We start from the raw sequence: 24,611 nt of genomic DNA on the forward strand, positions 1-24,611 counted from the left end.
TCCGGTCAGGGGACGGTGACGGGGGCGGTGGTCCGGGCGGGCCGCAGGGTCAGGCACAGCGGCGCCGCGGCCAGCAGGACCACGGCCTCCACCCGGTAGAGCTCGTGCACGGCATCGAGCAGATGAATGCCGTGCGCGGAGACCAGCGCGGCCAGAATCGCGATCCCGAAACCGCCCCCGACCTGCCGGACCGTGAAATTCATGCCGAGCCCGGCCGCGAACTCGTCCTCCGGGATGGCGGCCGACGCGGCGATTCCCAAGGCGGCGAACGACAATCCGATACCGAGGCCGATGACCGCGGCGGCCGGGGCCCAGACCGTCCACAGGCGTTCGGCGGCGGTGAGCGCGTGCGTGCCGAGCAGGGTCGCGCCCGCCGCGAACAGCAGTGCGCCCAGGGCTGCCAGGCGGCCCGCATTGTGCGGGGTGCCGATCCTGCCCACCACGATCGAGGTGAGCATGGCGCCGACGGCCGCGATGGTGAGCACGAACGAGGCTTTGACCACGGAGTAGTGCCAGATCTCGGCCAGGAAGATCGGGCCGATGAGCATGTGCGCGAACAGCGCCAGGCCGATCACCGCCGACGCCAGGCTGGTGCGGGCGAACAAGCCGTTGCGCCACAGTCCGAGATCGACGGCGGGGCTGCGGTGGGTGCGGGCGCGAAGCAAAGCCAGCAGCAGCAGAACCAGACCGCCCAGCAGCAGGGACACGGTGAGCGGCGCGGTCCAGCCCCAATCCTGGCCGCGGGTGATCGCGGCGACGATGGACCCGGTGCCGGTCGCGAAGAGCAACGCGCCCAGGGCATCCGGCAGCGGGGCGCGGGCCCGGGGGCGATCCATCGGCACGAAGCGCAGACCGATGACCACCAGCACCAGCCCGATCGGGATATTGATGGCGAAGATCCCCCGCCACCCGAACTGATCCACCAGCAATCCGCCCAGCACCGGCCCGAGCACCGCACCCAATCCATTGGTGGCCGTCCAGGTTCCGATGGCCCCCGGCCGCCGCTCCGGCGCGACCACCCCCAGCAGCAATCCCACCGACGCGGGCACCACCACCGCCGCCGTCACCCCTTGCAGCAGCCGCGCCGCGATGAGCGCTGCCGCCGACGGCGCGAGCGCGCAGGCGAGGGAGGTGAGCACGAATCCGGCCAGCCCGAGCAGGAACAACCGACCCCGCCCGATCACATCGGCCAGCCGCCCGGCGGGCGCGAGCCCGGCCGCGAAGGTCACGCTGTACCCGCTCACCACCCAGGTGAGCACGGATTGCCCTGTCCCGCTGAAGGATCGGGCGATGCTCGGAAACGCGATATTCACCACCGACACGTCCAGAAACGTCAGGAACGACGCCGCGCACACCACCGCCGATACCGCTCGCGCCCCGATGCCTCCGGCCTCCCCGGATACCCGATGAGCCATCTTCCCTCCCCCGGTTTGTCACCGAACCCGTCGAGCGGGCCGATATTCCACGATGGGGGGCCGTGATCGGTGTTGAATAGTCGCCGGATCAACGAGCCAGGCGACCATTACACTGCCCGAACGGGGAGGTCGGTTTGTTGAAGTTCGCGGTATTGGGCGAGGTCCGGGCTTGGCGTGGAGACACGCCCTTGGACCTGGGCCCGCCACAACGGCGCGCCGTGCTGGTGGCACTGCTGCTGCGCGAGGGCAAGGCGGTGACGGCCGCCGAACTCGTCGAAGGCATCTGGGGCGACGACCCGGTGCTGCGCGCGGTCCCGGCGCTGCGCACCCACGTGGCCAAGCTCCGCCGCGAACTCGAACCCGAGCGCACCATGCGCGGGCCGTCGAGCCTGCTGGTCTCGGTCGGCGACGGCTACGCCCTGCGCGTTCCGGCCGGCTGCACCGATATCGACACCGTCGTCGACCGGGTCACCGCCGCCGGGCAATTGCGCGACGACGACCCGGTCAAAGCTCGCGACACCCTCGAGGCGGCGCTGGCGCAATGGCAGGGCGCGCCCCTGAGCGGACTGCCCGGACCGTACGCCGAACGCCAGCGGGCGCGGCTCGAACAATGGCGGCTGGCCATTCTCGAGGACCGGCTCAGCCTGGACATCGAAACCGGCCGCAGCGCCGACGCGGTCACCGAACTGGGCCCGCTCATCGACGAGCATCCGCTGCGGGAACGATTCCGGGCGCTGCTGATGACCGCGCTCTATCACTGCGGCCGGCAGGCGGACGCGCTCGAGGAGTACGGGCGCGCGCGGCGGGCGCTGGTGGAGGGCATCGGCGTGGAGCCCGGACCGGAGCTGAGCGCCGTGCACACCCGCATCCTGCGCGCCGATCTGCCGCCGGTGCTGCGCGCCCCGCGTCCGGCGCCCGCCCCGGCCCAATTGCCGCCCGACATAGCCGATTTCACCGGGCGCTCCCGGGTCACCGAGGAGATCGCGGCCGAACTCACCGGCGACGGCAGCACCGTGGTGATCTCGGCGGTCGGCGGTATGGGCGGGGTCGGCAAGACCGCGCTCGCCCTGCACGTCGCCCACCGGGTGCGCGATCGGTTCCCGGACGGGCAGCTGTATGTGAACCTGCGCGGGGTCGATCCCGAACCGGTCTCGCCCGGGGAAGCCCTGGGCGGGTTCCTGCGCGGGCTCGGCGTCGCGGAAGGCGATATCCCCTCCACCGTCGACGACCGCGCCGCGCAATTGCGAACCCTGTTGTGCGACAAGCGCGTTCTGGTGGTGCTCGACAATGCCCGCGACAGCGCCCAGGTGGCTCCGCTGCTGCCCGGCACGCCCGGCACCGCCGTGCTGGTCACCAGCCGCTCGGTGCTCACCGAACTGCCCGCGCTGCGCCGCACCCGCCTCGACGTGCTGGAGACCGCGGAGGCGATGACGCTGCTGACCCGCATTCTCGGCGCGGAACGCGTTGCGGCCGAACGGGATGCGGCGCATACAGTGATCGCGCTGTGCGCGCGGCTGCCGCTCGCGGTCCGGATCGTCGGGGCCCGGCTGGCGGTGCGCCCGCAGTGGACCCTCGCCGCCCTGGCCGATCGCCTGGCCGACGCGAACCAGCGCCTGGACGTGCTGCAAACCGGCGAACTGGCCGTCGAGGCCGCGTTCCAGCTCGGCTACGGGCAGTTGAACGACCAGCAGGCCAGGGCATTTCGCATGCTGGCCCGCAATGACGTCCCGGACTTCCCCGCCGACGGAGCCGCCGCGGTGCTCGGGGTGCCGGTGGCGCGAGCCGAGCAGCTGTGCGAATCCCTGGTGGATCTGAACCTGCTGGAGACCACCGCGCCCGGCCGCTACCGCTTCCACGATCTGCTGCGCCTGTTCGCGGCCCGCCTGGCCGCCGCGCACGACCCGGACGGGACCTGCGGGGAGGACGAGTCCGCGATTCTGGTGCGGCTGCTCGACTACTACCTGGCCAGCGCCAAGAATCTGCTCAGCGCCATCGATTACAGCAATACCACCCGGCTGCTGGTGCCGACCAAAGTGCCCGGCCGCACTTTCGCCAATGGGGCGGAAGGTCAGTGCTGGAACGATATCGAACGTCCCGTCGTGATCGCCCTGCACCGGCAGGCCGCGCGTATCGGCGGTCCGGCAGTCGCGGTGGCCGCCGATCTGGCCTGGGTGATGGCCGAACTCATGGACGCGGGTACTCGCGCCCGCGAACTCGCCGACGCGTTGAAAGCCCTGTTGCACACCGCGATCCGGGAAGATCACGCCACCCCCGCCCGGCGTCTGCGGGTGGCCATCGGCGCGCTGCTGCAGGTCGGCCTGGGCGAGATCGAGGCGAGTATGGAGTTCCTGCAACCGATTTCGCCGCCGTCGGATGCCGCGGACCGTCGCTTGCAGATCCTGACCGAGGTCCTGCTGGGTGTGGCCGACCGCCGCATGGGCAATACCAAGGATTCGCACCGCCACTACGCCAATGCCCTGGCCCTGACCCGCGCCGAAGGCGATCGCTCCATGGAGGCCTGGATTCTCGCCCTGGCCACCCGAACCCTGTGCGAATCCGGGCAATACGACGAGGCCGTGGCGGTGGCCGACCGCGCCATCACCCTGGCCCGGGAAGCCTCCAACCCCGTCGCGCTCGGCTGGGCCACCCACGAACTGGCCGCCACCCGCTCCATGCTCGGCGAGCACGAGCGCGCCCGCGAACTCGGCGACGAGGCGGTGGCCATCGCCCGCCGCAATGGCGTCCGCCTCTGGGAAGGCTGGGCCCGCACCCGCCTGGCCCAGATCCACCTGCGCGCCGGCCGTGTCCCCGCCGCCGAATCCGAAGCCACCCACGCCCTGGACCTCTTCGCCGAAGCCGCCGACCCCCTCGACCGCGCCCGCGCCATGGCCCTGCGCGCCGCCGCCCGCGCCGCCCGCGGCGACACCGCCGCCGCCGAATCCGAACTCCACGACGCCGCCGAGATCTTCCGCCGCGCGGGCCTCCCCGCCCCCACCCCCGCAGCCCTGTTCGGCCCGCCGCCACAACCCTGAACCGCCCCTGCCACCCGGCTGCCCGGCGCCTCCGCCGGGCAGCCGGCCTTCCGCCCCACCCAATAGAGAACGTTTATTCGCTTTTTATCCGGGCCTGGCAGGGTTTCCCTCACGCCACCACCGATGAAAAGGGAGGTCACGGTGACGGCGAACGCGACGGCCATGGCCGCGTGGGCACGAGGGGTGCGCATGCGGTGGACACATGCCCGGATCACCACGGCACGCCTGGGCGGCAGCACCGCCGAGGCCTGGACCGCGGCGGGCGACCGCCTGGTCCTGGGCCGCGCCCGCATCACCTGGTGGGCCGGCCTGCTCGCCGACCGCGTGATCGCGCCTCAGGCGTCCGCGGGCTCGGCGGCCAAGAGCATGCCGAGCCCGCGCAGCTGGGAAACCGCGGAACCGGACTCGAATTCCGCGCGCTTGGCGGCCAGGAAATAACGCTGCATCGGATAGTCCCGGTAGATCCCGGTACTGGCGTGCACGTGCACGGCCGTATGCGCCACCCGGTGCCCGGCTTCGGCCGCCCAGAACTTGGCCACGGCGATTTCGGAATCGGCGGGCAGGCCCCGGGATTCACGCCACGCCGCCTGCCACAGCGTGAGCCGGACGGCTTCGACATCGATGAAGGCATCGGCGAGGCGCTGCCGAACGGCTTGAAAAGCGCCGATCGGCTTGTCGAATTGCTTTCTGGTGCGGGCGTACTCGCAGGTCAGTTCGAGGGCGCGGGTCAGCACGCCGAGCTGATATGCGCAGGTGGCGATGGTCGCCCGGCGACGCGCCCAGGCGGCGGCTCCCGGAGCGCTGAGCGCGTGCGCCGGGCCGACGACGACATCACGCAATTCCAGCAGTGCCGCGTCACGACCGTCGACGACATGTTGCGCGGTGACGCTCACCCCGTCGGTGTCGCGATCCACCAGCAGCAGCAGCGAATCCGCGCCCGCTCGCGCCTCGACCAGGAACGCTCCGGCGAACGCGCCCGCGGCGACCACCTGCTGCGCGCCCTCGATACGCCAGAGTTCGCCCTGCCGTTCGGCTTCGAACGCGACCACGCCGCGCGCCAGTGCCGGTGCGATGGTCGCCTCCCCGCTGAGCACCGGCCCCACCCAGCGCCGTACCTGCCCCTCGTTCCCGAAGCGCGCGATGGTCGCCGCCGCCACCGCGATACCGGTCGTGTACGGCGCGGGTGCGAGCGCGCGGCCGAGTTCGATCAGGATCGCGCACTGCTCCAGCACGTCGAACCCGGCGCCCCCGGCGGATTCGGGCAGCGCGGCATCGAGCAGACCGGCGGCGGCCAGGGCGCGCCAGAGTTCCGGGTCGAATCCGGTGGCGTTCCAGGCCCGTTCGGCGCACAGGTCGCGGGCCAGCCCGGACAGGTCCCGCTGCGCTTCGGTGTATTCGAAATCCATTACCGTACTCCTTCTTTCAGCGGGTGACCGGCAGCGCGAGGGCGGTCTTGGCGATGATGTCGCGCTGCACCTCGTTGACCCCGCCGCCGAAGGTGAGAATCAGCGAGGACCGGTGGAAGCGTTCGATGCGCCCGCGCAGCAGCGCCCCGGGCGCGTCCTCCCGCAGCATCGATTCCGCACCCAGCACCTCCATGAGCAATCGGTAACCCTCCGTGGCGAATTCGGTGCCGAACACCTTGGTCGCCGACGCCTCCGCGGGCCCGGGCTCCCCCGCATCGGCAGCCGCCGCCGTCCGCCAGTTACGCAACTTCAAGTATTCGGCGTGCGCGTGCACCCGGGCCAGATGCAGGCGCACCCATTCGGCGTCGATGACCCGCCCGCCGTCCGGGGCTACGGTCCGCTGCGCCCACGCCCGCACCTGCCGCAACGATTCCCGCAGTGGCGCAGCCGAACTCAACGCCACCCGTTCGTGATTGAGCTGATTGGTGATCAACGCCCAGCCCCGATTCACGCCCCCGACCACATTCTCCACCGGCACCCGCACCCCCGAGTAGTAGGTCGCGCTCGTCCCGACCCCGGCCATCGTGTGCACCTTCGTCCACGAAAACCCTTGCGCCCCGGTGGGAACCACCAGAATCGACAGCCCCGAGCTGCCGCACCACCTCCCGGTAGACCGCGCCGTCGCCGTGCTCCCCGCCCGGCCCGCGCCGCAACCCCGCCCGGCGTTCGGGTGTCATCAGCTCCGCGAAGTACTCGCGCAATTGTTTCCGCAGCTGCCGCTGCTCGTTGGTGAAATCGATGTGCATGCACCGACGCTAGGAACCGGCGCGCCCCGGGCGCGGGCCGTGGCAGGAAGCTGCCACCACCGTTGACAGCGGCGAACCGCGGGCCGTAATGATGAGGTGAACCGAGAGGCACGAGCATGACGCGGGACGCGAGGCCGGCGCGCGGCGGGATCGTCCGCTTCAGCCAGGACGGGCATTGGGACGACGATGTCCAGCGCCTGCTGTCACGCGCCGAACGCGAAGCGGTGGTGGCGGTCTCGAATCCCACCCGTTCGCCCACGCATTACCGGCTCGGCCAGGTGGTGGTCGGTGACCTGCTGGCCGCCGGGAAACTGGTGCGGCTGCTGTACTCCCCCGACTATCTCGATGCCCGCGACCGCCAACCGCTGCTGCGGCATTCGTCGCTGGGCGCGCAGATCCGGATCACCGGCAACGACTTCCACAACGCGCTCATCATCGACCGGCGGCTGGCGGTGCTGTGGAGCGGTGCGGGCGCGGCGCACCCGTACGCCTATCTGATCCGGGAACCGGCGCTGCTGCGCGCCCTGGACCAATTCGCCCGCCTGGCCTGGGAATCGGCGGCGGGCCTGGCCACTGCGCTGGACCCGGTCCGCCCCGAGATCGACGAAGTCCTGCGCGCCGTGCTGCACGCCCTCGCGCTGGGCCTCAAGGACGAGACCGCCGCTCGCCGCCTGGGCGTGTCGCTGCGCACCTATCGCCGGCATGTCGCCGATCTGATGGCGCGTCTCGGTGTCGCCACGCGGTTCCAGATCGGTGTCCGCGCGGCCGAACTGGGTCTGTTGCGCACCCCCGGTTAGTATTGCCCGCAGTTTCGCCGAGTGTTTGCTGTGCACCGAACTTTTTGTCCGTGATCGGCAATGAAGGCGGGTTCGTGGGCGTACTGCGTGAGCACAAGACCTTGATCTCCAATCTCAGCCTGGTGGGCATCCTGCTGGTCGGCGCCGGATATCTGGCGGTGGACGTGGCGCGGGTGCGGCTGCCGGGCGGAACCTATGCCGTCACAGTGCATCTCGATCGCTCGGGCGGGCTACAGGCCGGCAATGACGTGACGTGGCGGGGGTATCGCGTCGGGCAAGTGCGGGCGGTCGACATCATCGACGGCGGGGCGGGTATCGCCGCGACCGCGGACATCGACGACAAGTACAAGATTCCGGCCGATACCGCCATCGCGGTGGGGGCGTTGTCGGGCGCCGGCGAGCAGTACCTGGACTTCCGGCCGCACACCGATGCCGCGCCGTACCTGCACGACGGGGACGTGATCCGCTTCGACCCCGAGCAGATCAGCACGCCGACGCCGGTCTGGGCGGCGCTCGCCAGCACGAACGACCTGATCTCCCAGATCGATCCGGACAAATACGCCGTCATCCTGGACGAGCTCGACACCGCGCTCAGCGGCGGCAAGGAACAGCTGCGGGCGCTGATCGACGGCGTCAGCCTGGCCACCCACGGCCTGGACAATCTGCTGCCGCAGACCGTCAACCTGATCGCGAGCCTGCGCACCATCGCCTCGACCACCTCGCAGGCGCAACCGGATCTGGGCACCCTGACCCGTAATTCGCGCACGCTGATCGATCAGGCCGACGCCGCCAACGCCGAATTGCGCACGCTGCTCGACCGCGCGCCCGGGCAGCTGGCCGTGGCGGTGGAAACCCTGGACCGCAATGACGATCCGATCCAGCGGCTGGTGGTCACCATGACCGCCATCGTCCGGGCGGCGCAGCTGCGCATTCCCGCGCTGCGCGCGCTGTTCCCCGCGCTGGTGCCCGGGACGCAGGCCATGGGAGTTCCGGCGCACGACAACGAGTTCTACACCATCGTGGATATCTGGATGCGGCCGTGGTGCCAGTATTCGACCAAGCCCAGCCCGCACTACGTGGTGCAGGACGGCACCCTCGGCCGCTGGAACTATTGCGACAATCCGCCGCCCGATCAGCAGATCCGCGGCTCGGTCAACGCGCCCCGCCCGAATGTCCCCGACAATGGCGCGCACAGGCCCGCCGGCGCCGACCCGAACGAACGCACCCTGCCGCCGATCCGCTGATCACCGGCGCGTCCACCCCCGCAGGCTCGCGTGTCGGCGCGTCCGTGGCGGTTTGTCCCACGAATCCCGCTCGGCACGGTTAAGAATGATCAGCGGTACCTCCCACGGTCCCATGCTTGTCCCAACGTGATGTCCCTTCGCCCTCGCAGGCGGAACCAGCAAGGGTGGCGGGCAAGGCTAGAGAGGTCTGAATCTCGATGATGAGCAAGCGTTCTCTCGGCGCGATGGCGCGCTCCGCGGTACTGGTCGGTGTCGCCACCGCCGGTCTCGCGACCGCGCCCGCCCACGCCGACCCGTTATGGCCGGGCGGACCGGATGTCCCGGGTGTTCCATCGATCATCCCGGACACCGCTCCCGCACCGGTCGTAGCTCCGTGCAGCGGCGCCGCGCGCGCCTGCCTGCGCCTCAGCACCAACGAGGCCTGGTTGATGGACAACGGCAAGGTCGTCTTCGGCCCCACCCCCATCTCGCACGGTATGCCCGGCTACGAAACCCCGCCGGGCGTCTTCAAGGTCTTCCTCAAGAAGCCCTTCCACTGGAGCACCATGCACAACGCCCCGATGGAATACGCCATGTTCTTCAACGGCGACATCGCGTTCCACATCGGACCGGTGGAAAAACAGTCCCACGGCTGCATCCGCATGACCCCCGACGGGGCCCGCGAGTTCTTCAACTACATGAACGTCGGCGACGTCGTAGAGGTCGTCACGTAACCGGCACCACCGCAAGTATTCCCAAGGCTCCCTCCTGTAAACCAGGAGGGAGCCTTGCTCTTCCCCCGCCGATCCGGTTCCATCAGCCGGTGCTGCGTATTCGATTCGACCTCACCCCGATCGACCGGGTGAGTCCGTGGGGACGGGATCGAACCTTCCATTGGTTCGGGCTCACCGATGGCCGGTACTGTCTCGAAGCGGACGGGATCGAACTCCTGCGGTATGCCGCGCAGACGATCGAGCGCTCGGATACCGAAGGCCGCCGGGAAGGCGAGCCCTGGGTGGACTATTACGTGGTCCGGCTCTGGGAAGACCTGCTCGTGGCACTCCCGAGCATCCTCGAACCGGTGCCCGCGGACATTGCGGGAGTGCTGCCGGGCGGGCTGAGCGGCTGGACCGATCTGGGCGATTCCGAGATCGCCGACAGTCCGATGGTCGACGCGGCTCACAGCGCGTTCTACGACCGTTGCGTGGACACGCATTACCTTCGGTTCGGACCTGCCTTCCTCTTCGTCCGCACCGTGGAGCCCACCGATTCGATAACTCTCAGCTGGCGTTTCCACCGGGATCCTGACGGTGAGATCCTGTTCACCGCACCGGCGACCGGCACCGCGACCTTCTCCACCGACGAGTTCCTCGCTGAGATAACCGGTTTCCACGATCGGCTGATCGCGGCGATGCAGGCGCGGGTCGATCACCTGACCGCGTCCGGTGCGCCGCCGTCGGTGGAACTCGATCTGCCCGGGCTCGTTCGTGAACACGCCGACCGCGGCACGTGGCTGGCCCGGGCATTGCAGCGGTCGGTCGACACCGATTGGAAGGCGGTGCGTGCCGTACTGCCGTTGCTGCTGGGTTCAGCCGATCGCCGCGAGGATCACGCCGCCGAACAGGGCTAGGCCGAAGGCCGCGGAGACGGCGAGGGCCAGTGAGCGGAGCAGGCCCGGGCCGAATCGGCGGGCGATGAAATAGCCTGCGGTGCCGCCCAGTCCGGCCAGGATGACGCCTTCGCCCCAGATCAGGTAGAAGACCGAGGCCATGATCGCGTTCAGGATGTCCTCGAGGCCGCGGGCGGGCTCGCCGAAGGGGATGGGAAAGCGGAAGAGCACCCCGACCAGGCCGGCGGCGAACGGCGCGGTCAGCACGGCGGCGATCGCGCCCCAGGCGGCGACCGCCCACAGGACGAGGCGGCTCGTGCGGTCTTCCTCGATCGGCATACACACCCCTTCCGTGCCGATGAGCCTTTTGCTCCACTTTTACAGGGTTTCGGGTGGTTTCCTCGTATCCGGTGGGAAAAGTGGAGCAAAAGGCTCTGGGATAACGGGTCGAGCGGGACGGGGCCGGTCTGGTAGATCAGGGCTATGGAGCGGTTTCTGGTTACCGGGAGTGCGGGGCATCTCGGGGAGGCGCTGGTTCGGGTGTTGCGGGAGCGTGGGGAGGAGGTGATCGGGCTCGATGTGCTCGGGTCGGAATTCACGACCGTCATCGGGTCCGTTGCCGATCGGGATGTGGTGCGGCGGGCGCTCGATGGGGTGACGCGGGTGCTGCACACCGCCACCCTGCACAAACCGCATGTGGGCTCGCACCGCCGGCAGGACTTCGTCGACACCAATGTGACCGGCACCCTCACCCTGCTCGAGGCGGCCGCGGCGGCCGGGGTGCGAAGTTTCGTGTTCACCAGCAGCACCAGTGCATTCGGCCGCGCCTTGACCCCTGCTCCGGGTGCGCCCGCCGCATGGATCACCGAGGACGTGCACCCGGTGGTGCGCAATATCTACGGCGCAACCAAGATCGCGGCCGAGGATCTCTGCGAACTGGCCGCCCGCGACTCCGGCCTGCCCGTCCTGATCCTGCGCACCGCACGCTTCTTCCCCGAAGCGGACGACCGCGACGACGTCCGCGCCCGCTACGACGACGCCAACCTCAAGACCAACGAATTCCTGTACCGCCGGATCGATATAGCCGACGTGGTAGACGCCCACCTCCTGGCCGCCGAGCAGGCGCCCACCCTCGGCTTCGGCCGCTACATCCTCAGCGCCACAACCCCGTTCACCCCGGCCGACCTCCCCGAACTAGCCGTGAACGCACCCGCGGTAGTGGCCCGCCTCTACCCCGAGATCGCCGCCGACTACCGAACCCGGGGCTGGCACATGTTCCCCACCCTGGACCGCGTCTACGTCAACGCCCGCGCCCGCCGAGACCTGCACTGGACCCCGCGCTACGACTTCCCCACCATCGCCGGCCTGGTCCGCGCGGGCCGAAAGCCGTGCAGCCCACTCGCACTCACCATCGGCGCCAAGGGCTACCACGCCACCCCCACCGGCGTATACACCCAACGCTGACGCCCCGTCACTCCGCCCGCGCGGGCTTCCGACGCAGATGCCCGCTCAAATCACCGGTCATCCGAATATCCACCTCCCGCTCCAGAAACCGCCACTCCCCCGCCACCCGCCCGAACCGATCCCGGTAACGCCCGGTCACAATCGCCTGCAACGGCAGATCCGGAAGCGCCTGAAACACCGTGAAATACGACCGAGCCGCAGCCTCGTCCCCCTCGAACTCCACCGCGATATTCGTCGTCACATGATGCGTCCGTGGCGTCCCGTCCTCATACACGATCACCATCACCCGCAACATCCGCTCCACATCCTCCCCACCGACCACCCCACCCCCTCCTTTGAACACCCCACCGGCAAACAACGCCCCCACACCCCCGAAGTCCCCGTCATCGACCAACTCCGCATACTTCGCGATCAGGTTCGTGATCGCGGTCGTGTCACCGGCAGCACTCATACCATCCGAGGCTAGGTCAACAGCCGCCGCAACGACGCATAACCGGGCGGCCCCCAAGTGGCTTTGCCTCCCGGCCGCCCCTGGATCCCGGCCTCCCCGATCAGAATCCCACTGAGCGCCTTCAGCACCGCACACCCGCGCGCCCGGCGCAGCATCGCATCATCCACCGCATGCCGGTAGCCGGCGTGAAACACATCAGCCACCCCGTCCGGCAGCAAGATCCACGCGGCGGCGAGATCGTACGCGGGATCGCCCACACAAAGATCACCGAAATCTATTACGCCACAGATAGTTCCGTCGGATGTCAGCACATTGGCCGGGTGCAGGTCGGCATGCAGCCAGACCGCGCGCCCCTGCCACTCCGGCGCGGCGACGGCATCCTCCCACGCCTCGCGCACGGCATCGGGATCCGGTATCGCGCCGAATTCGACGGCCGCGGCGAGCATTTGCGCGAACCCCTCGGCATGGGCCGCCAACGGACCACCCCGATTCCGGCCTCTCGGAGCATCCTCCGGTGCAGGTTGATGAAGATCGGTGAGGAACTCCGCCAGCGCGATCGCGCCTTCGCGGCCGCGCGTGACCGGTGCGATATCAGCGGGCGAACCGGGTACCCAAGTGGTCACGATCCACGGTCGCGGGAACCGCTCCGAGGGTTCGCCGAACCGCTGCGGCACCGGCACCGGTAACGGCAGCCGCGGAGCGAGCCCGGGCAGCCACGCGAACTCCTTGCGCAACAGCGCATCCGCGGAATCCGTCGCCCACGGCAGACGCACCGCCAGGTCGTCGCCGATCCGCCAGAGCTGGTTGTCCCATCCCCGGGCGCCGAGCCGAATCGGATACTCCGCCAGATCCGGGTGCTGATCGCGCAGTAGATCCCGCACCAGCTCCGCGGTGACCTCGATGTCGGTGTGCGTCACGGGAATCAACGGTAGCCGGAGCCGGGCAAGGTTCAGGATTCCGTGAGCGGGGTCAGGATGACGACCGGGATCTCGCGTTCGGTCCAGGCCTGGTAGGTGGCGAAATCGGCGTAGGTGTCGAGGAGCAGGGGCCAGAGGCGGGCGCGTTGGGCGGGGTCGGCGACAGTGGCGCGGACCGGGTAGCGGCGGGGGCCGACCTGGATGCGGGTGTCGGGGTGGGCGCGCAGGTTGTGGTACCACTGCGGGTGTTTGGGGAGGCCGCCCTGGGAGGCGACGATGACGGTGTCGGCGCCGTCGGCCAGGTAGAGCAGGGGGGTGGTGTAGGTAATTCCGGATTTGCGGCCGCGGTGTTCGAGCAGCAGGGTCGGGACGGGTTTGCGGAATCCGGCGCCGATCCGCCATTTGCCGCCGATCCGGCCATTGGTGCGCCGGTAGAGCCAAACCTGGGCTTTGCCAACGTATTTGAAGATCTTCGGCAGCATCGGTGAATCGAGTTGGGCGGGGCGGGGCGGGTGGGTCGTCATGCGCTCTCCAGGTTCGACGTCAGGACATGACCATACACATCTACAGACATGTATGGTCAAGAGGTGACGGGCAAACGCCGCTCTCGGTAGGGTCACCGCGAACCACCCGACACCCGAGGAGCACCCCATGCGCACGCACGGCTGGTCGGGCACCGCCCCGGCCGACGACACCGAGGCCGTCGAGCGCATCCTGACGGCCGCGCGCACCGCGATCCAGCGCGCGGGCGCGGACTTCACCATGGCCGAGATCGCCCGGGAGCTGGGCGTCACCCGCCAGACGGTGTACCGCTACTTTCCCAATGCCGATGCCCTGCTGGCCGCAACGGCTTTGGCCGAAGCGGGCGCTTTCCTCGACGTCCTGGCCGCGCACCTGTCCGCCTTTCGCGATCCCGCCGGAGCCGTGGTCGAAGGCATCGCCTACGCCCTGGAGCGCATCCCGGAAGACCCGTACATCAGTCTCCTGCTCACCCCCGGCCGCGCCGGCACCTTCTCCGCCGGCGTCACCTCCGACGGCGCTCTCGCCTTCAGCCGAGCCATGCTCGAACGCTTCGCCGTCGACTGGAACGCAGCCGGCGTCGACAGCGCCCATCTGGACGAACTCGCCGAGCACATGCTCCGCACCGTCCAATCCTTCGTCCTCGACCCGGGCCGCCCACCCCGCCGGGGCGCTGACCTCCGCGCCTACCTCACCACCTGGATCGCACCGGCCCTGCGCGCCCTGCGCCCCGAATCAGCCTCCGGCACAGCGCCTTCGAGGTGAACCGCTACCAGCTGCCGGCGAACAGGGCCGCGAGGGCCGGGGGCGAGTCGGCGGCGCTGGTGACGTTCGCGTACACCACGACCAGCGCGGTGAGCGAAAGCAGTGCCGAGAGGATGGCGGAGACGGCCAGCAGCCGTCGGGGTCGGCGATCTGCGGAATCGGTTGCCGCGTAACGCTTCCAGAGCAGAACGCTCACTGCGATGAAGGCGATGGCCACCGTGGCGGCGATGATGGCCATGGCCACGTGATACCGAGCGAAATCGCTGATCATCACATCCAGGGCGGGCGGGGTGCCGTTGGCGGGGTAATCGGTGAGGTATTGCGTGATTTGCGCTCGGACCGTGGCGGTTTCGGGATCGGAGGGCCCGCTGGTGAGCATGGGGAGCAGGGAGGCGAAGGGCGCGATCATGCCCTGGATATTGGCCATCAGCAGGACCGTGGAGAACAGGGACAGCAGCGTGGTGACGGTCGCCCCGGCGGCGAGCGCCGTGGTGCCGCCGGTGCCGGGGGACGCGGCGAGGAACGAGCGCCACAGCAGCAGCGCGAGTCTGGCCAATACGGCCAGCAGGATCGCGGCGACTACCGCTTTGACCAGGTGGTAGCGAAACCAATAGTCGACGATCTGCTGGAGCGCGGGGGTGTAGTCCCGTTTCCCGGAGCGCCAGTAGTCGGCGAACGCGGCGCGAAAAGCGGTGCGCAGGTCGCTTTCATCGGCGAAGTCGCCGGTGGATCCGCGCGCCGCCAACCTGGCCGGGGCCAGCACGAAGGCCACGGCGAGGCCGACCGCGAGGCCGGCCAGCAGGCGAGCGGCATTGTCCGCGGATCTCGGGCGAGTGGTGGCACCGGTCACGGGGGCTCCTTCGGCTCGAACGAGCGGCACCCGGGCCGCAGGTTCGTTCGCGAGCGTACAGAGTTCGTGATCAGTGCAGGTAGGAGGCGCCGTTCACGTCCAGGACCGCACCGGAGCTCCATTGCGCTTCCGGGGAGGCGAGATAGCGGACGGCGGCGGCGATTTCGGCGGGTGCGGCGACGCGGCCGAAGGGGCTTTGCGCGCGAACCTGGTCGGTGACCCGGTCGGCCACGCGTTCGGTGGCGACGAAACCGGGTGCGACCGAGGCGACCGCGATGCCGTGTGGTGCGAGGCCGGCCGCGAGGGACTGGCCCAGGGCGTGTACCGCCGCCTTGGTCGCACCGTAGGCGGGATGGTCGGGTTCGCCACGGAATGCGCCGCGGGAGCCGATATTGACGATCCGTCCCGGAATGCCGCGCTCGATCATGTGTTTGGCGACCCGGAAACTGACATTGGCGGTGCCGAGCAGGTTGACGTCGACGGTCTGCCGCCAAACCCGTTGCCATTCTTCGTAATCCGTCGACGCCACTGGACTGGGCAGGTTGACCGCCGCATTGTTCACCAGCACGTGCACGGTCCCGAGCGACGCGACGGCGGTATCGACCACCGCCGCCGCCCCCGCCGGATCGGCGATATCGCCGCCGATGAGCACATGCCCCTCCCCCGGCAGCCCGTGCAGCGTCTCCTCGGCCGCTTCCCGCCGCGACGAGTAGTGCACGGCGACCTGATCACCGAGTTCGGCGAACATGGTCGCGATGGCTCGCCCGATCCCCCGTGACGCGCCCGTCACCAGCACGCCCCGGCTCATTTCAAGATCACCATGCACTCAGCTTGCCACGTACCGCTGTTCAACCGTCCAGCAACCCGTTCGCATAGGCGAAAGCCGCCGCCTCGGTCCGTGTCGCGACCCCCAGCTTGCCCAGAATCCTCGACACGTGCACGCCCGCGGTATTGGCGCTGATGAACAGCTCCCCCGCCACGGCGCGATTACTCATCCCCCGCGCGACCAGCCGCAGCACCTCCAGCTCGCGTGCGGTGAGACGGAGATGATCGGGCGTGGACGCGGTCGCTTTCGGAGCAGCCGGATCCACGACCAGCCGGGCGCGCCGGGCCAGTCGATCGACAGCATCGAGCAATGGTTGCGCACCCAGCCGTCCCGCCAGCTCGATCACCTGCCGTGCGGCGGCCGTCGCGAATTCTCGATCACCCTGCGCGACCGCACATTCCGCCGCGGCATGCAAGCTGATCGCTTCCTCGTACGGCTGCCCCAGGTCCTGCCATGCCCGTGCGGCGGCGGCCCAATGCTCGCTCGTGGCCGCGGAGTATGCCTCGTACGTAGCCCGCTGCGCCGCATCCACCGGTGAACTCACCGGCAGCGTCGAGGCGGCCGCTGTAAGCGCCGCGGGCGGCTGTTCTACCCGTGCCGATAGCACCGCCAGCGCCCAAGCCTCGTGCGGATGTGCCGACAGCGTCGCGGCTCTCACGTTCTCGCCGTCACTCAGGATTCGGCTCGCTCGCATCGAGTCACCCGTTTCCAGCGCGAGGCGGCTTTCCAGTGCCAGATACCGAAGGCGATACGGAGCAGCCCAAGCCCCGTCGCCGAGCAGGTGACCGATCATCACCGCCTGCGCGCGAGCCGAGGTGTAATCGCCTCTCGCCAAGCCTATTTCGCCATAGCAGAGCAGCAGTGCCGCACGAGTCAACGGTGGCAGCCGATCGAACTCGGCCGGATCCACGGCAGCACACGCTTCATCCCAACGCCCCAGCGCCACCAGTGATTGCGTCCACCGGATAAGCAGAATGGGAGCCGAACGGAACGAGGCGTGCGCCGCACGCAGACCGCGATGAACGGCAGCGACAGCGTCGGCATAGCGCCCGTGCGCCTGCAGTACCGCGGCTTCCCACGTCGCGATCTCGAGCACGACGGCAGGATCGCCGCCGACAGGCCCCACTCCTGCCACAGGTTTCGGCCCGACAGCGGGCTTCGCGACACCGGCGGACCGCGCACCCGCACCCACTTCCGCAGCGGCTGCAGACGTAACCGAGCGCGCGGCCGCCGTACCGTCCGCGAGCGCAACATCGTGCGCGGTCCTCGCACCGGTCGCGCCGTTCGAAGCCGCGGCCGCAGCGGCATACGCGGAGGCGAAATGCTCCAGGGCGGTGTCGATTCGGTCTGCGTAGGCCAGGGCGAGGTAGGCGTGGTTTCGCGCGACGAGGTCGGTCGCGCCGAACTGTTCGGCGATTTCGAGGGCCGCGGTGGCGTCCTCGGCTACGCCGGCCGCGTCGCCGTTGAAGGCGCGGGTGGCTGCGGAGAGCGATAGTACTTCGGCGCGTTCGAGGCCGAAGGGTTGCCGCGCCGAGAGCTCCAAGGCTCGAGACAGATCCGAGCCCGGGCCGAGCGCCGTGTAGCCGCGCAGGGTTGCGCGCCGACGATACAATGCCCCGAGCCGGTGCGGATGGAGATCGGGCACGGGGCCGTGTTCGGCCAGTTGGAGAGCCGCGTCGGCGGCGGCGAGGCCCTGCGCGGTTGCACCCGAGGCAATCGCGTCTTCCAGAATGTCTTCCAGGAGTCGCGATTTCGTGATGCCGGTCAGCGCTTCCGCTGCGGGGACCGCATCCCAGAGTTCTCGTACTTGTTCGAGGAGGTGCAGGCGTTCCGGGTGGGCGGTGACGGCTCGGGCCGCTGCCCAGTAGGCGGTGAGGGCTTGCTCGGTGCCGCCGGCGGCGGCCGCGTGGCGAGCGAGTTCCGTTCGGCCGGTGGCTGATTCGTCGTCGGCCAGGCAGTCGGCCAGGCGGGCGTGGATCTGGGTGCGTTCAGCGGGCAGCAGGTCCTCGTAGATTGCCCGGCGGATCAGCGCGTGCCGGAATTCGTAACCGGTTTCGGTGGTGAGGAGCAGTTGGCGGTCGACGGTTCGACGGATAGCGGCATTGAGCTGGATAGCAGGGAGTTCCGTTGCGACGGTGAGCAGTTCGTGGCGGATCGGGGATCCGATGACGGCGGCTGTGCGCAGTACGGTCCGGGCGTCTTCGGAGACGCCGGACAGGAATCCGAGGAGGAGATCGCTGATGTCGACCGGCATTCGGTCCGGATCGGCTCCCAAGGCTTCGACGAAGAGCGGGTTGCCGCCACTGCGTTCGAAAACCGTTGTGATGAGCGATGGTTCGGGCTCACGCTCGAACAGCGCCGCGAGCTGACGTCCCACTTCGTGCCGCGTCAGGGTCACCAGTTCGACGACGCGGACACCGGGGTTGCGGCGCATCTCGCCCACCAGTCCGCGAAACGGCCCGGCCGCTTCCGGCCGATACGTCCCGACCAGCACCCCGTCCTCGCCGGAGAGATTGGCCACCAGGAAGGTCAGCAGATCGCGGGTGGCGTCGTCGGCCCAGTGCAGGTCCTCCAGCACCAGGACCGCGGGCCGGGTCGCGGCGAGGTGTTCCAGCACGGTCAGGATTTCACCGAACAGGCGCACGCGATCGAACGCTCCGGTCCCGCCGGTTCGCAGCGCCAACCGCGGCAACCAGTTCGCCAGTGCGGGGCGCGGCGGCAGCAGCGCGGCCAGGCCATCGACCCCGAGTTCCCGCAGCAGGGCGCGCATGAGGGCGAGGAAGGGCGCGAAGGGCACGCCCGCCGAGCCGAATTCGGGGCAGCGCCCGGTCAGGACCAGCGGCCGCGCACCGAGCCGCGCGGTGAACTCGGCGACCAGCCGCGATTTCCCGATTCCGGCCTCCCCGGCCACCAGCACGGCCGACACGCCGGGATCGCCGACGGCGTCGAGCAGCACCGCCACTTCCGGGGCTCGGCCGATCAGAACGCTACTGCCGGGACGCTTCACCACCTTGCGATCATGCCCGACCGCGGCTTCGCCCGTGCGCAAGCCGCGTCCGGCCCGCACCCGGCGTACGGTTTGAGAATGAACGCTGACCAGTCCGTTTCTGGCGCGGACACACCTCCCGGCCGCGCCTACACCGCTCCCGCCGTCACCGTCTATTACGACGCCACCCGCTGCGTGCATTTCGCGGAATGCGTGCGCGGCCTGCCCGAGGTGTTCGATACCGCCAAGCGGCCGTGGATCCAGCCGGAGCAGGCCACCGCGGACCAGGTGGCCGAGGTGATCCGGCGCTGCCCCAGCGGGGCGCTGCACTACGTCCAGGAATCCGGCCCGGCAGAGCAGCCCGATACGGTGACGACCGTGGTGCCGTGGCCGGGCGGCCCTCTGCTGCTACGCGGTGACCTGCGGCTTTCCCTGTCCGACAAGGATTCCGAGGGTGCGCCCCGTTTCGTCCGCGAGACTCGGATGGCGGCCTGCCGCTGCGGGCGAACCGCCAATACCCCCTTCTGTGACGGGAGCTGCGACCTGCACAAGTGATCTTTTCGGTTGATTGCCACCCGGATTCGCCCCCACTACAGTTACGCTCCAGTAGGAACGCAGTCGTTCCCTGAAATTGTGTAGTGGAGTCGATATGAGCGCACCTATGTATTCCGGATCAGCCCAGCTCACCAGCGAGCCCGCGGTTCAGGCCATTTCGACTCCCCTGCACGATGTCCGGGGCTTGTCGCGGCAACTGGTGGACCATTTCGCCGCCCATGTCGCCCCCTGCGGCACCCTGCCCGGCGATGCCCTGCGCGGCGAGGTGACGGTGGTGACCCGGACCTGCCTCGAACTGGCCACGGGTGTGCTGGAGGGCCGGGACGTCACCGCCAAGATCGAGCGTTTGCAGCGCGCCGGCGCGGACTGGGCGCGCGAGGGCATCCCGATCGGCACCATTCACCGCGCGGTGCACGACGGTTTCGCGCGCGGCTTCGACCTGATCCTGGGCACCGCCACCCCGGACGACTATGCGCGCGTGGCGGTTACGGCCCGGCGGCTGCTCGAAGTGCTCGCCACCATCGATTCGGCGTTCGCCGTCGCCTATGTCCGCGAGCACCGCGCGGTGGCGGCCGAACACCACAGCGCCGTGCACACGGTGACCTCGGCGCTGCTGGCCGGGCATTCCACCTCGACCATGGCGCGGGCGGGCGGCGTGCAGATCGACGGCGCGTATCACGTACTGGCCCTGAGCATTCCGGCACATCCCGGCGAGAGCGACGCCAGCGTGGACGGCAGCGTGGTAGCCCGGCGCAAGCTGCGGCGGATCCAATCGGAACTGGCCCGGCGCAGCGCGGGTCGCGCCCTGTCGCTATTGGGCTCGGACGGCGGCACCGTGCTACTACCCGATTCGGACCCGGCCGCCACCGACCTGGAAGCCTTCCTCGACGGATTGTCCACCGCCGCACAGGTTTCCATCACCGCCACCGTCATGCACACCGAGACCGCCGGCATCCCCGACGGCGCGGAGCGGGCGCACGAACTGCTGGACATGGTGCACCGCCTGGAGTGCACGCCGGGCCTGTACCGGTTCGACGATCTCGCCATGGAATACCAGCTCACCCGTCCCGGCCCCGGCCGCGAATACCTGGGCTCACTGCTGGACCCGCTGGACGAGTACCCGGAACTGCTGGAGACCCTGCGCCGCCACATCGGCCACGATCTCAACCGCCGCCGCACGGCACGCGCCCTGAGCGTGCACATCAATACGGTCGACTACCGGCTGAAACGGATCGGCCAGCTCACCGGCTTCGATCCGTCCCAGCCCTCGGGCCTGTGGTATCTACGTTCGGCGCTGGTGGCCCGCACGTACCGGAACGCGCTGCCCGGCAAGCACTTCGAGCCGCTGTTCACCTGAAATGCCAGCCGGGCGCGGGCCGTTCGCGAATCGGACGCCCCGCGAGCATCCGGCCGAACAGCCCCAGCAGCGGCGCCCGCCCCGATCGATCCAAGGCCACCGACCACACCGTGCGCGTCCCCGCGGGCGTGGGCGGCCGGTCGTCGAAGCGGTCGGCCAGCCAGCCCGCCATCGCCGGAATCCCGATGAACTGCAAGGGCAGATGCATGCTGAGCCGGTCCCGCACATAGGTGACGTGCACGCCCTGGGACAGGTACCGGCCCACGTGCGCGTCGATATCGCCGACCGCGATCACCTCGTCGTACACGCCCTGCAACACCAGCATCGGCATGGCCGGCGCGCGATGCCCGGGCCGGATCTGGTCCAGCACCGTCACCACATCGGGGTGGGTGAGGAAGTCGGTCAGCCCACCGCGCAGATGCCGGTCCGCGTCCCGCCCCACGAATCGCGCCAGCAGGGGGAATGTCGCCGTGTTCTCGGCCCGCGCGAGCAATTTCAGATAGTCGGCGGACAGCTGGCACCGCAGCACCTTGTCCAGTCGCGGATAGGCGCGCCGCAGCCCGGCGGTGAACACCATGGCGAACCCCGCGAACGGGGAACCGTTGAGCCGCACGAACGCCGCCGCCGGATCCCCCACCGGCGACCCCGTGACCGCGCCGACGATATCGAGTTCGGGCGCGTATTCCGCCGCCAGTTCGGCCGCCCACGCGGTGGCCAGTCCCCCGCCCGAATATCCCCACAAGCCCACGCGCGTACGGGGATTCAGCCCGAGCGGCGCGAATCGCAACGCCGCCCGCACCCCGTCCAGTGCGCGATACCCGGGTTCCAGGGCCGCGCCGAACCGCCCGCCGAGCCCGCCGTGATCCGGGATGGACACCGCCCAGCCCCGGGCCAGCGCCGCCGCGACCAGGGGCCATTCCAGTTGCGGGATCGCCCCCAACGCACGAGCCCGATACCGTAAAGCGTAGGACGGCAAGCACATCGGCGCGACCGCGTCGATGGCGCACTGGAACGACACCAGCGGCCGCGACTGCCCCGGATCCGCACCCCACGGCAGCACCACCGTGGTCACCGCCACCTCGGGCGCACCGTGCAGATCGGCGGTGCGGTACAGCAACTGCCAGGCCTCGACGCGCTGCGGCACGATCCCGAACAGCCCCAGCCGGACGCGGCGCGAGCGCAGTACCGTCCCGGGCGGCACCCGCCCCGGGTCCAGCGGCGACACGTAGAACGGATCGTCCGGCGGCAGCAGCGGCCGCCCGTCGGGTGCGTCGAATTCGTCTCCGGGACTGGGCAGTTCGACCGCGTCGCCGAGGGTCATGGTGGTCCTTTCCGGGGCCGGACGGCTACAGCTTGCCGCCGCCGCCGATCATCCAGGGGTTGAAGGTGCAGACCAGCTCCGGCTGCGTCGCGGGGTCGAGCGCCCGCAGCGCGATGGACACCGCGCGCGGGGAGTACATGAGGGTGAGATGGTCGGACAGGTCCTGTTCACAGCCCTGTTGCAGCGTGATGTTGTCCACCGTGGCGTCGGGCCCGGCGGTCAGGAAGGTCCACTCGTACGGGTTGGAGATCTCGTCGTGCGTGGTGCCGATGGCGGTGTAGCTGACGCCCGGCACGGTGTCCCCGTCCCGGTTCAAGGTGGCGTAGAACTGCGATCCGACCGCCTGCTGGACATTGGCCTGCCCGATGAACGGTTCGTAGAACCCGAGAATATCGATGCCCAGATTGGTGATGATGCGCCCGAGCGTCGCCATCCCGAGCAGCGAGGTGCCGTGATTGGTCGCGCCGAAGGTGACGACCTTGCCGACCTTCCCCTGCCCGCCTTCGAACTTCAGGTACCGGCTGGCCACCGGCCCGCCCTGGGAGTGCCCGATGATGTCGACCATGGGCGCGCCGGTCGCGGTCCGCACCCGCTCCACGAAGGCGGCGAGCTGGCGCGCGGAATCCTCCATCGGCCCGACCCCGTAGCGCCCGGGCAGGATCGGCCCGAGCCCGCCGCCTTCCAGCACGCCTTCGCGCCCGAAATTGAAGGCGAATACACAGAATCCGGCGCGTGCGATGCGCGGTGACAGGTAGGCGAAACTGTCGTAGGTATTGAGCCAGGTCCCGTGTACCAGCACGACCGGCCGCGGATGTTCGGCGCTGGGTGTGCAATTCCAGTTATTGGATCCCGGCGGCGCGGCATCGGGATGGGTGAGCCCGTATCCGAAGGCGGCCAGGAATGCCGTCATCTCCGGCCCTTCGCCGATCGCGTCGGAAGCGGTGCTGGCGGCGGCCGATCCGGAACTGCTGCCCGTTCCCGCAATGGCTTTCGGCTGCCGTCCGTCGGCGGCGCGATTCAATCCCTGACTGATGTAATCCGCCAATCCCTGTGTGGTGGCGGGGATTTCCGGTTGGGCCTGCGATGCCCCGCTCGACAATGCCACCGCCATGGCGGTGGCGCTCGCGAATACGGCGCTGCCCAGCACCCGGAATCCTGGTCTCATGAAAATCTCCTACCGCATGGAACCGAACTCGATGTGATTCGAATTCGATTGCGACGGTAGGGCGCGGCTGTGGCCCGTGTCACGATCGCTGTGCCGAGTGACAAACCCCGGCCGGAGCGCGCTTGTGGTGCGCGACAGCGTGCCGATTCAGAAGTGCGGCGCGCTGGCCAGTGCGATGGCGGTGTGGGTGAACAGCGGCGCGAGTTCCGGCAGTGCCGCGGCGCCGCGTTCGTGCAGGCAGGCGCGCACCCGGTCGTCGATGCCGCCGAGCAGCATGTCGATCATGCGCGGGTCCGGGTCGGCGGGCAGATCGCCTTCGCGCACCCCGATCCGCGCCACCGCCAGAATGTATTCCGCGAAGCGCTCGTGCACGCGCAGCCGATGCGTCACCAGCGCGGGCCCGGCGGCCAGGGTTTCCACATACAGCGCCCGCGCCGCCCCGGGTTGCGCGGCCAGTACATTCAGGAAGATCTCGAACGAGATCCGGGCGCGGTCGGCGAAAGTCACGCCCTGCATTCCGGTGACGGTTTCCTGCAATTGATCCAGGGCCGCGAATACCGCGAGATCGTAGGCGGCGGCGAAGCATTCGTCCTTGCCGCCGAATACCGAATAGAAGGTGCGGCGCGCCACCTGCGCGCGGCTCACGATATCGGCGACCGTGGTGGCCGCGTACCCCAGCTCCCCGACCGCTTCCAGTACCGCGGTGCACAGCCGGCGATATTGCGAGTCCACCACTTCCTCGCGGCTCAGCCCGTGCCGTCCCTTCGGCAACGGTCCCTGCGACCCCACAGCTTCCACACTCACCCTCACAGCTTATTGCGCCCGGCGATTTCGCGATGCCCGGCCGGTGTCCGGGCGTTGCGCGCCGATAGCTCAGGCCGGCGGGGTCCGCGGCCGCGCCCGCTTCCATTCGAGATATCGTTCGCGCAGGCAGACCGCGCAGGGCCGGTATCCGGCGGCGATGGCGGTCTGTTCATCGGCGAAGAACACGCGCTGGGCGGCGTAGGTGTGGCCGCGGGCGAGGGCGCGCAGGGCGGCGGGACAGTCCAGGCGTCCGTAGATGCGCAGGCGGCGATGACCGCCCAGCGCACCCGGGGCCGGGCTCGGGTACGGCATCCGGGTGCTGTCGAGCAAGGTGTACGGCATC

At 69.5% G+C, this 24,611-nt stretch carries 22 protein-coding genes and 1 pseudogene; 9 read left to right on the top strand and 14 right to left on the bottom strand.

The features are described from left to right. Window positions 1-5: 5 nt before the first annotated feature. Complete coding sequence (locus LTV02_RS15565; protein WP_233040671.1) at window positions 6-1,415, bottom strand: DHA2 family efflux MFS transporter permease subunit; 1,410 nt, start codon at window positions 1,413-1,415, stop codon at window positions 6-8. Between the two features lie 134 nt (window positions 1,416-1,549). On the opposite strand from LTV02_RS15565, the gene LTV02_RS15570 reads away from it, so the two are divergent. Beyond that, window positions 1,550-4,447: an AfsR/SARP family transcriptional regulator gene (locus tag LTV02_RS15570; protein WP_269821629.1), complete on the top strand. Its 2,898-nt coding sequence runs from the start codon at window positions 1,550-1,552 to the stop codon at window positions 4,445-4,447. 335 nt (window positions 4,448-4,782) lie between these two features. On the opposite strand, the gene LTV02_RS15580 is transcribed toward LTV02_RS15570, so the two are convergent. Together LTV02_RS15580 and LTV02_RS15585 are read right to left on the bottom strand one after the other, a co-directional pair. Beyond that, the gene (locus LTV02_RS15580; RefSeq protein WP_233040672.1) at window positions 4,783-5,853 is read right to left on the bottom strand and encodes an acyl-CoA dehydrogenase family protein; all 1,071 of its coding nucleotides are present in this window, start codon (window positions 5,851-5,853) and stop codon (window positions 4,783-4,785) included. A 16-nt stretch (window positions 5,854-5,869) separates the two neighbouring features. Beyond that, window positions 5,870-6,499: pseudogene (locus LTV02_RS15585) on the bottom strand (acyl-CoA dehydrogenase family protein); the annotation flags it as partial. 276 nt (window positions 6,500-6,775) lie between these two features. Between LTV02_RS15585 and LTV02_RS15590 the strand changes: the two are divergent. The 4 genes from LTV02_RS15590 to LTV02_RS15605 all read left to right on the top strand — a co-directional run bounded on the left by LTV02_RS15590 (window position 6,776) and on the right by LTV02_RS15605 (window position 10,309). After that, complete coding sequence (locus LTV02_RS15590) at window positions 6,776-7,456, top strand: helix-turn-helix transcriptional regulator (RefSeq protein WP_233040673.1); 681 nt, start codon at window positions 6,776-6,778, stop codon at window positions 7,454-7,456. A gap of 50 nt (window positions 7,457-7,506) precedes the next feature. After that, window positions 7,507-8,700, top strand: a complete 1,194-nt coding sequence (locus LTV02_RS15595) for an MlaD family protein (protein ID WP_233040674.1) — start codon at window positions 7,507-7,509, stop codon at window positions 8,698-8,700. Window positions 8,701-8,900: 200 nt separating this feature from the next. After that, complete coding sequence (locus tag LTV02_RS15600) at window positions 8,901-9,413, top strand: L,D-transpeptidase (RefSeq protein WP_233040675.1); 513 nt, start codon at window positions 8,901-8,903, stop codon at window positions 9,411-9,413. Window positions 9,414-9,502: 89 nt separating this feature from the next. Then, window positions 9,503-10,309, top strand: coding sequence for a DUF5984 family protein (locus tag LTV02_RS15605; RefSeq protein ID WP_233040676.1), 807 nt, complete (start codon window positions 9,503-9,505; stop codon window positions 10,307-10,309). On the opposite strand, the gene LTV02_RS15610 is transcribed toward LTV02_RS15605, so the two are convergent. Further along, a complete protein-coding gene (locus LTV02_RS15610; protein WP_233040677.1) occupies window positions 10,268-10,627 on the bottom strand; it encodes a hypothetical protein in 360 nt (119 codons plus the stop codon). The genes LTV02_RS15605 and LTV02_RS15610 overlap by 42 nt on opposite strands. Window positions 10,628-10,771: 144 nt before the next feature. On the opposite strand from LTV02_RS15610, the gene LTV02_RS15615 reads away from it, so the two are divergent. Next, complete coding sequence (locus LTV02_RS15615; RefSeq protein WP_233040678.1) at window positions 10,772-11,752, top strand: NAD-dependent epimerase/dehydratase family protein; 981 nt, start codon at window positions 10,772-10,774, stop codon at window positions 11,750-11,752. A gap of 7 nt (window positions 11,753-11,759) precedes the next feature. Here the strand turns inward: LTV02_RS15615 and LTV02_RS15620 are convergent, their stop codons facing one another. From LTV02_RS15620 to LTV02_RS15630, 3 genes are read right to left on the bottom strand one after another with little or no spacing between them, the layout of a single operon-like run. Beyond that, window positions 11,760-12,203, bottom strand: coding sequence for a nuclear transport factor 2 family protein (locus LTV02_RS15620; protein WP_233040679.1), 444 nt, complete (start codon window positions 12,201-12,203; stop codon window positions 11,760-11,762). Between the two features lie 11 nt (window positions 12,204-12,214). Continuing rightward, the gene (locus LTV02_RS15625) at window positions 12,215-13,120 is read right to left on the bottom strand and encodes an aminoglycoside phosphotransferase family protein (RefSeq protein WP_233040680.1); all 906 of its coding nucleotides are present in this window, start codon (window positions 13,118-13,120) and stop codon (window positions 12,215-12,217) included. Between the two features lie 32 nt (window positions 13,121-13,152). Further along, entirely contained in the window at window positions 13,153-13,644 is a 492-nt protein-coding gene (locus LTV02_RS15630; RefSeq protein ID WP_233040681.1) for a nitroreductase family deazaflavin-dependent oxidoreductase, read from the bottom strand. 127 nt (window positions 13,645-13,771) lie between these two features. Here LTV02_RS15630 and LTV02_RS15635 point away from each other — a divergent pair, with 127 nt between their 5' ends. After that, on the top strand, window positions 13,772-14,404 hold the full coding sequence (locus tag LTV02_RS15635; protein ID WP_233040682.1) for a TetR/AcrR family transcriptional regulator: 633 nt from the start codon (window positions 13,772-13,774) through the stop codon (window positions 14,402-14,404). Between the two features lie 4 nt (window positions 14,405-14,408). Here the strand turns inward: LTV02_RS15635 and LTV02_RS15640 are convergent, their stop codons facing one another. The 3 genes from LTV02_RS15640 to LTV02_RS15650 form a co-directional block, all read right to left on the bottom strand. Then, the gene (locus LTV02_RS15640) at window positions 14,409-15,254 is read right to left on the bottom strand and encodes a hypothetical protein (RefSeq protein WP_233040683.1); all 846 of its coding nucleotides are present in this window, start codon (window positions 15,252-15,254) and stop codon (window positions 14,409-14,411) included. Window positions 15,255-15,324: 70 nt separating this feature from the next. Further along, the gene (locus LTV02_RS15645) at window positions 15,325-16,062 is read right to left on the bottom strand and encodes an SDR family NAD(P)-dependent oxidoreductase (RefSeq protein WP_233040684.1); all 738 of its coding nucleotides are present in this window, start codon (window positions 16,060-16,062) and stop codon (window positions 15,325-15,327) included. Window positions 16,063-16,102: 40 nt separating this feature from the next. Continuing rightward, complete coding sequence (locus LTV02_RS15650; RefSeq protein WP_233040685.1) at window positions 16,103-19,147, bottom strand: helix-turn-helix transcriptional regulator; 3,045 nt, start codon at window positions 19,145-19,147, stop codon at window positions 16,103-16,105. Window positions 19,148-19,165: 18 nt separating this feature from the next. Here LTV02_RS15650 and LTV02_RS15655 point away from each other — a divergent pair, with 18 nt between their 5' ends. Both LTV02_RS15655 and LTV02_RS15660 read left to right on the top strand, forming a co-directional pair. After that, window positions 19,166-19,621 carry a (4Fe-4S)-binding protein gene (locus LTV02_RS15655; RefSeq protein ID WP_233040686.1) on the top strand — a complete coding sequence of 152 codons (456 nt, stop codon included), beginning with the start codon at window positions 19,166-19,168 and terminating at the stop codon, window positions 19,619-19,621. Window positions 19,622-19,715: 94 nt separating this feature from the next. Continuing rightward, the gene (locus LTV02_RS15660; RefSeq protein WP_233040687.1) at window positions 19,716-20,978 is read left to right on the top strand and encodes a PucR family transcriptional regulator; all 1,263 of its coding nucleotides are present in this window, start codon (window positions 19,716-19,718) and stop codon (window positions 20,976-20,978) included. Here the strand turns inward: LTV02_RS15660 and LTV02_RS15665 are convergent. The 4 genes from LTV02_RS15665 to LTV02_RS15680 all read right to left on the bottom strand — a co-directional run bounded on the left by LTV02_RS15665 (window position 20,971) and on the right by LTV02_RS15680 (window position 24,610). Continuing rightward, window positions 20,971-22,299: a lipase family protein gene (locus LTV02_RS15665; protein WP_233040688.1), complete on the bottom strand. Its 1,329-nt coding sequence runs from the start codon at window positions 22,297-22,299 to the stop codon at window positions 20,971-20,973. The two genes, LTV02_RS15660 and LTV02_RS15665, sit on opposite strands and share 8 nt — an antisense overlap. Window positions 22,300-22,324: 25 nt before the next feature. Then, entirely contained in the window at window positions 22,325-23,464 is a 1,140-nt protein-coding gene (locus tag LTV02_RS15670; RefSeq protein ID WP_233040689.1) for an esterase/lipase family protein, read from the bottom strand. 147 nt (window positions 23,465-23,611) lie between these two features. Further along, a complete protein-coding gene (locus LTV02_RS15675; RefSeq protein ID WP_233040690.1) occupies window positions 23,612-24,268 on the bottom strand; it encodes a TetR/AcrR family transcriptional regulator in 657 nt (218 codons plus the stop codon). A 69-nt stretch (window positions 24,269-24,337) separates the two neighbouring features. Then, window positions 24,338-24,610, bottom strand: a complete 273-nt coding sequence (locus tag LTV02_RS15680) for an Ada metal-binding domain-containing protein (protein WP_233040691.1) — start codon at window positions 24,608-24,610, stop codon at window positions 24,338-24,340. Window position 24,611 lies beyond the last annotated feature (1 nt).

This window comes from Nocardia yamanashiensis (assembly GCF_021183565.1).
In the GTDB taxonomy this organism is placed as follows: domain Bacteria; phylum Actinomycetota; class Actinomycetes; order Mycobacteriales; family Mycobacteriaceae; genus Nocardia; species Nocardia yamanashiensis.

Excerpts from the sequence above, each read along its gene's own strand:
- LTV02_RS15565 (WP_233040671.1), bottom strand. The coding sequence starts at position 1,415 with ATGGCTCATCGGGTATCCGGGGAGGCCGGAGGCATCGGGGCGCGAGCG.
- LTV02_RS15580 (WP_233040672.1), bottom strand. The coding sequence starts at position 5,853 with ATGGATTTCGAATACACCGAAGCGCAGCGGGACCTGTCCGGGCTGGCC.
- LTV02_RS15590 (WP_233040673.1), top strand. The coding sequence starts at position 6,776 with ATGACGCGGGACGCGAGGCCGGCGCGCGGCGGGATCGTCCGCTTCAGC.
- LTV02_RS15600 (WP_233040675.1), top strand. The coding sequence starts at position 8,901 with ATGAGCAAGCGTTCTCTCGGCGCGATGGCGCGCTCCGCGGTACTGGTC.
- LTV02_RS15610 (WP_233040677.1), bottom strand. The coding sequence starts at position 10,627 with ATGCCGATCGAGGAAGACCGCACGAGCCGCCTCGTCCTGTGGGCGGTC.
- LTV02_RS15615 (WP_233040678.1), top strand. The coding sequence starts at position 10,772 with ATGGAGCGGTTTCTGGTTACCGGGAGTGCGGGGCATCTCGGGGAGGCG.
- LTV02_RS15620 (WP_233040679.1), bottom strand. The coding sequence starts at position 12,203 with ATGAGTGCTGCCGGTGACACGACCGCGATCACGAACCTGATCGCGAAG.
- LTV02_RS15630 (WP_233040681.1), bottom strand. The coding sequence starts at position 13,644 with ATGACGACCCACCCGCCCCGCCCCGCCCAACTCGATTCACCGATGCTG.
- LTV02_RS15635 (WP_233040682.1), top strand. The coding sequence starts at position 13,772 with ATGCGCACGCACGGCTGGTCGGGCACCGCCCCGGCCGACGACACCGAG.
- LTV02_RS15645 (WP_233040684.1), bottom strand. The coding sequence starts at position 16,062 with ATGAGCCGGGGCGTGCTGGTGACGGGCGCGTCACGGGGGATCGGGCGA.
- LTV02_RS15655 (WP_233040686.1), top strand. The coding sequence starts at position 19,166 with ATGAACGCTGACCAGTCCGTTTCTGGCGCGGACACACCTCCCGGCCGC.
- LTV02_RS15660 (WP_233040687.1), top strand. The coding sequence starts at position 19,716 with ATGAGCGCACCTATGTATTCCGGATCAGCCCAGCTCACCAGCGAGCCC.
- LTV02_RS15665 (WP_233040688.1), bottom strand. The coding sequence starts at position 22,299 with ATGACCCTCGGCGACGCGGTCGAACTGCCCAGTCCCGGAGACGAATTC.
- LTV02_RS15670 (WP_233040689.1), bottom strand. The coding sequence starts at position 23,464 with ATGAGACCAGGATTCCGGGTGCTGGGCAGCGCCGTATTCGCGAGCGCC.
- LTV02_RS15680 (WP_233040691.1), bottom strand. The coding sequence starts at position 24,610 with ATGCCGTACACCTTGCTCGACAGCACCCGGATGCCGTACCCGAGCCCG.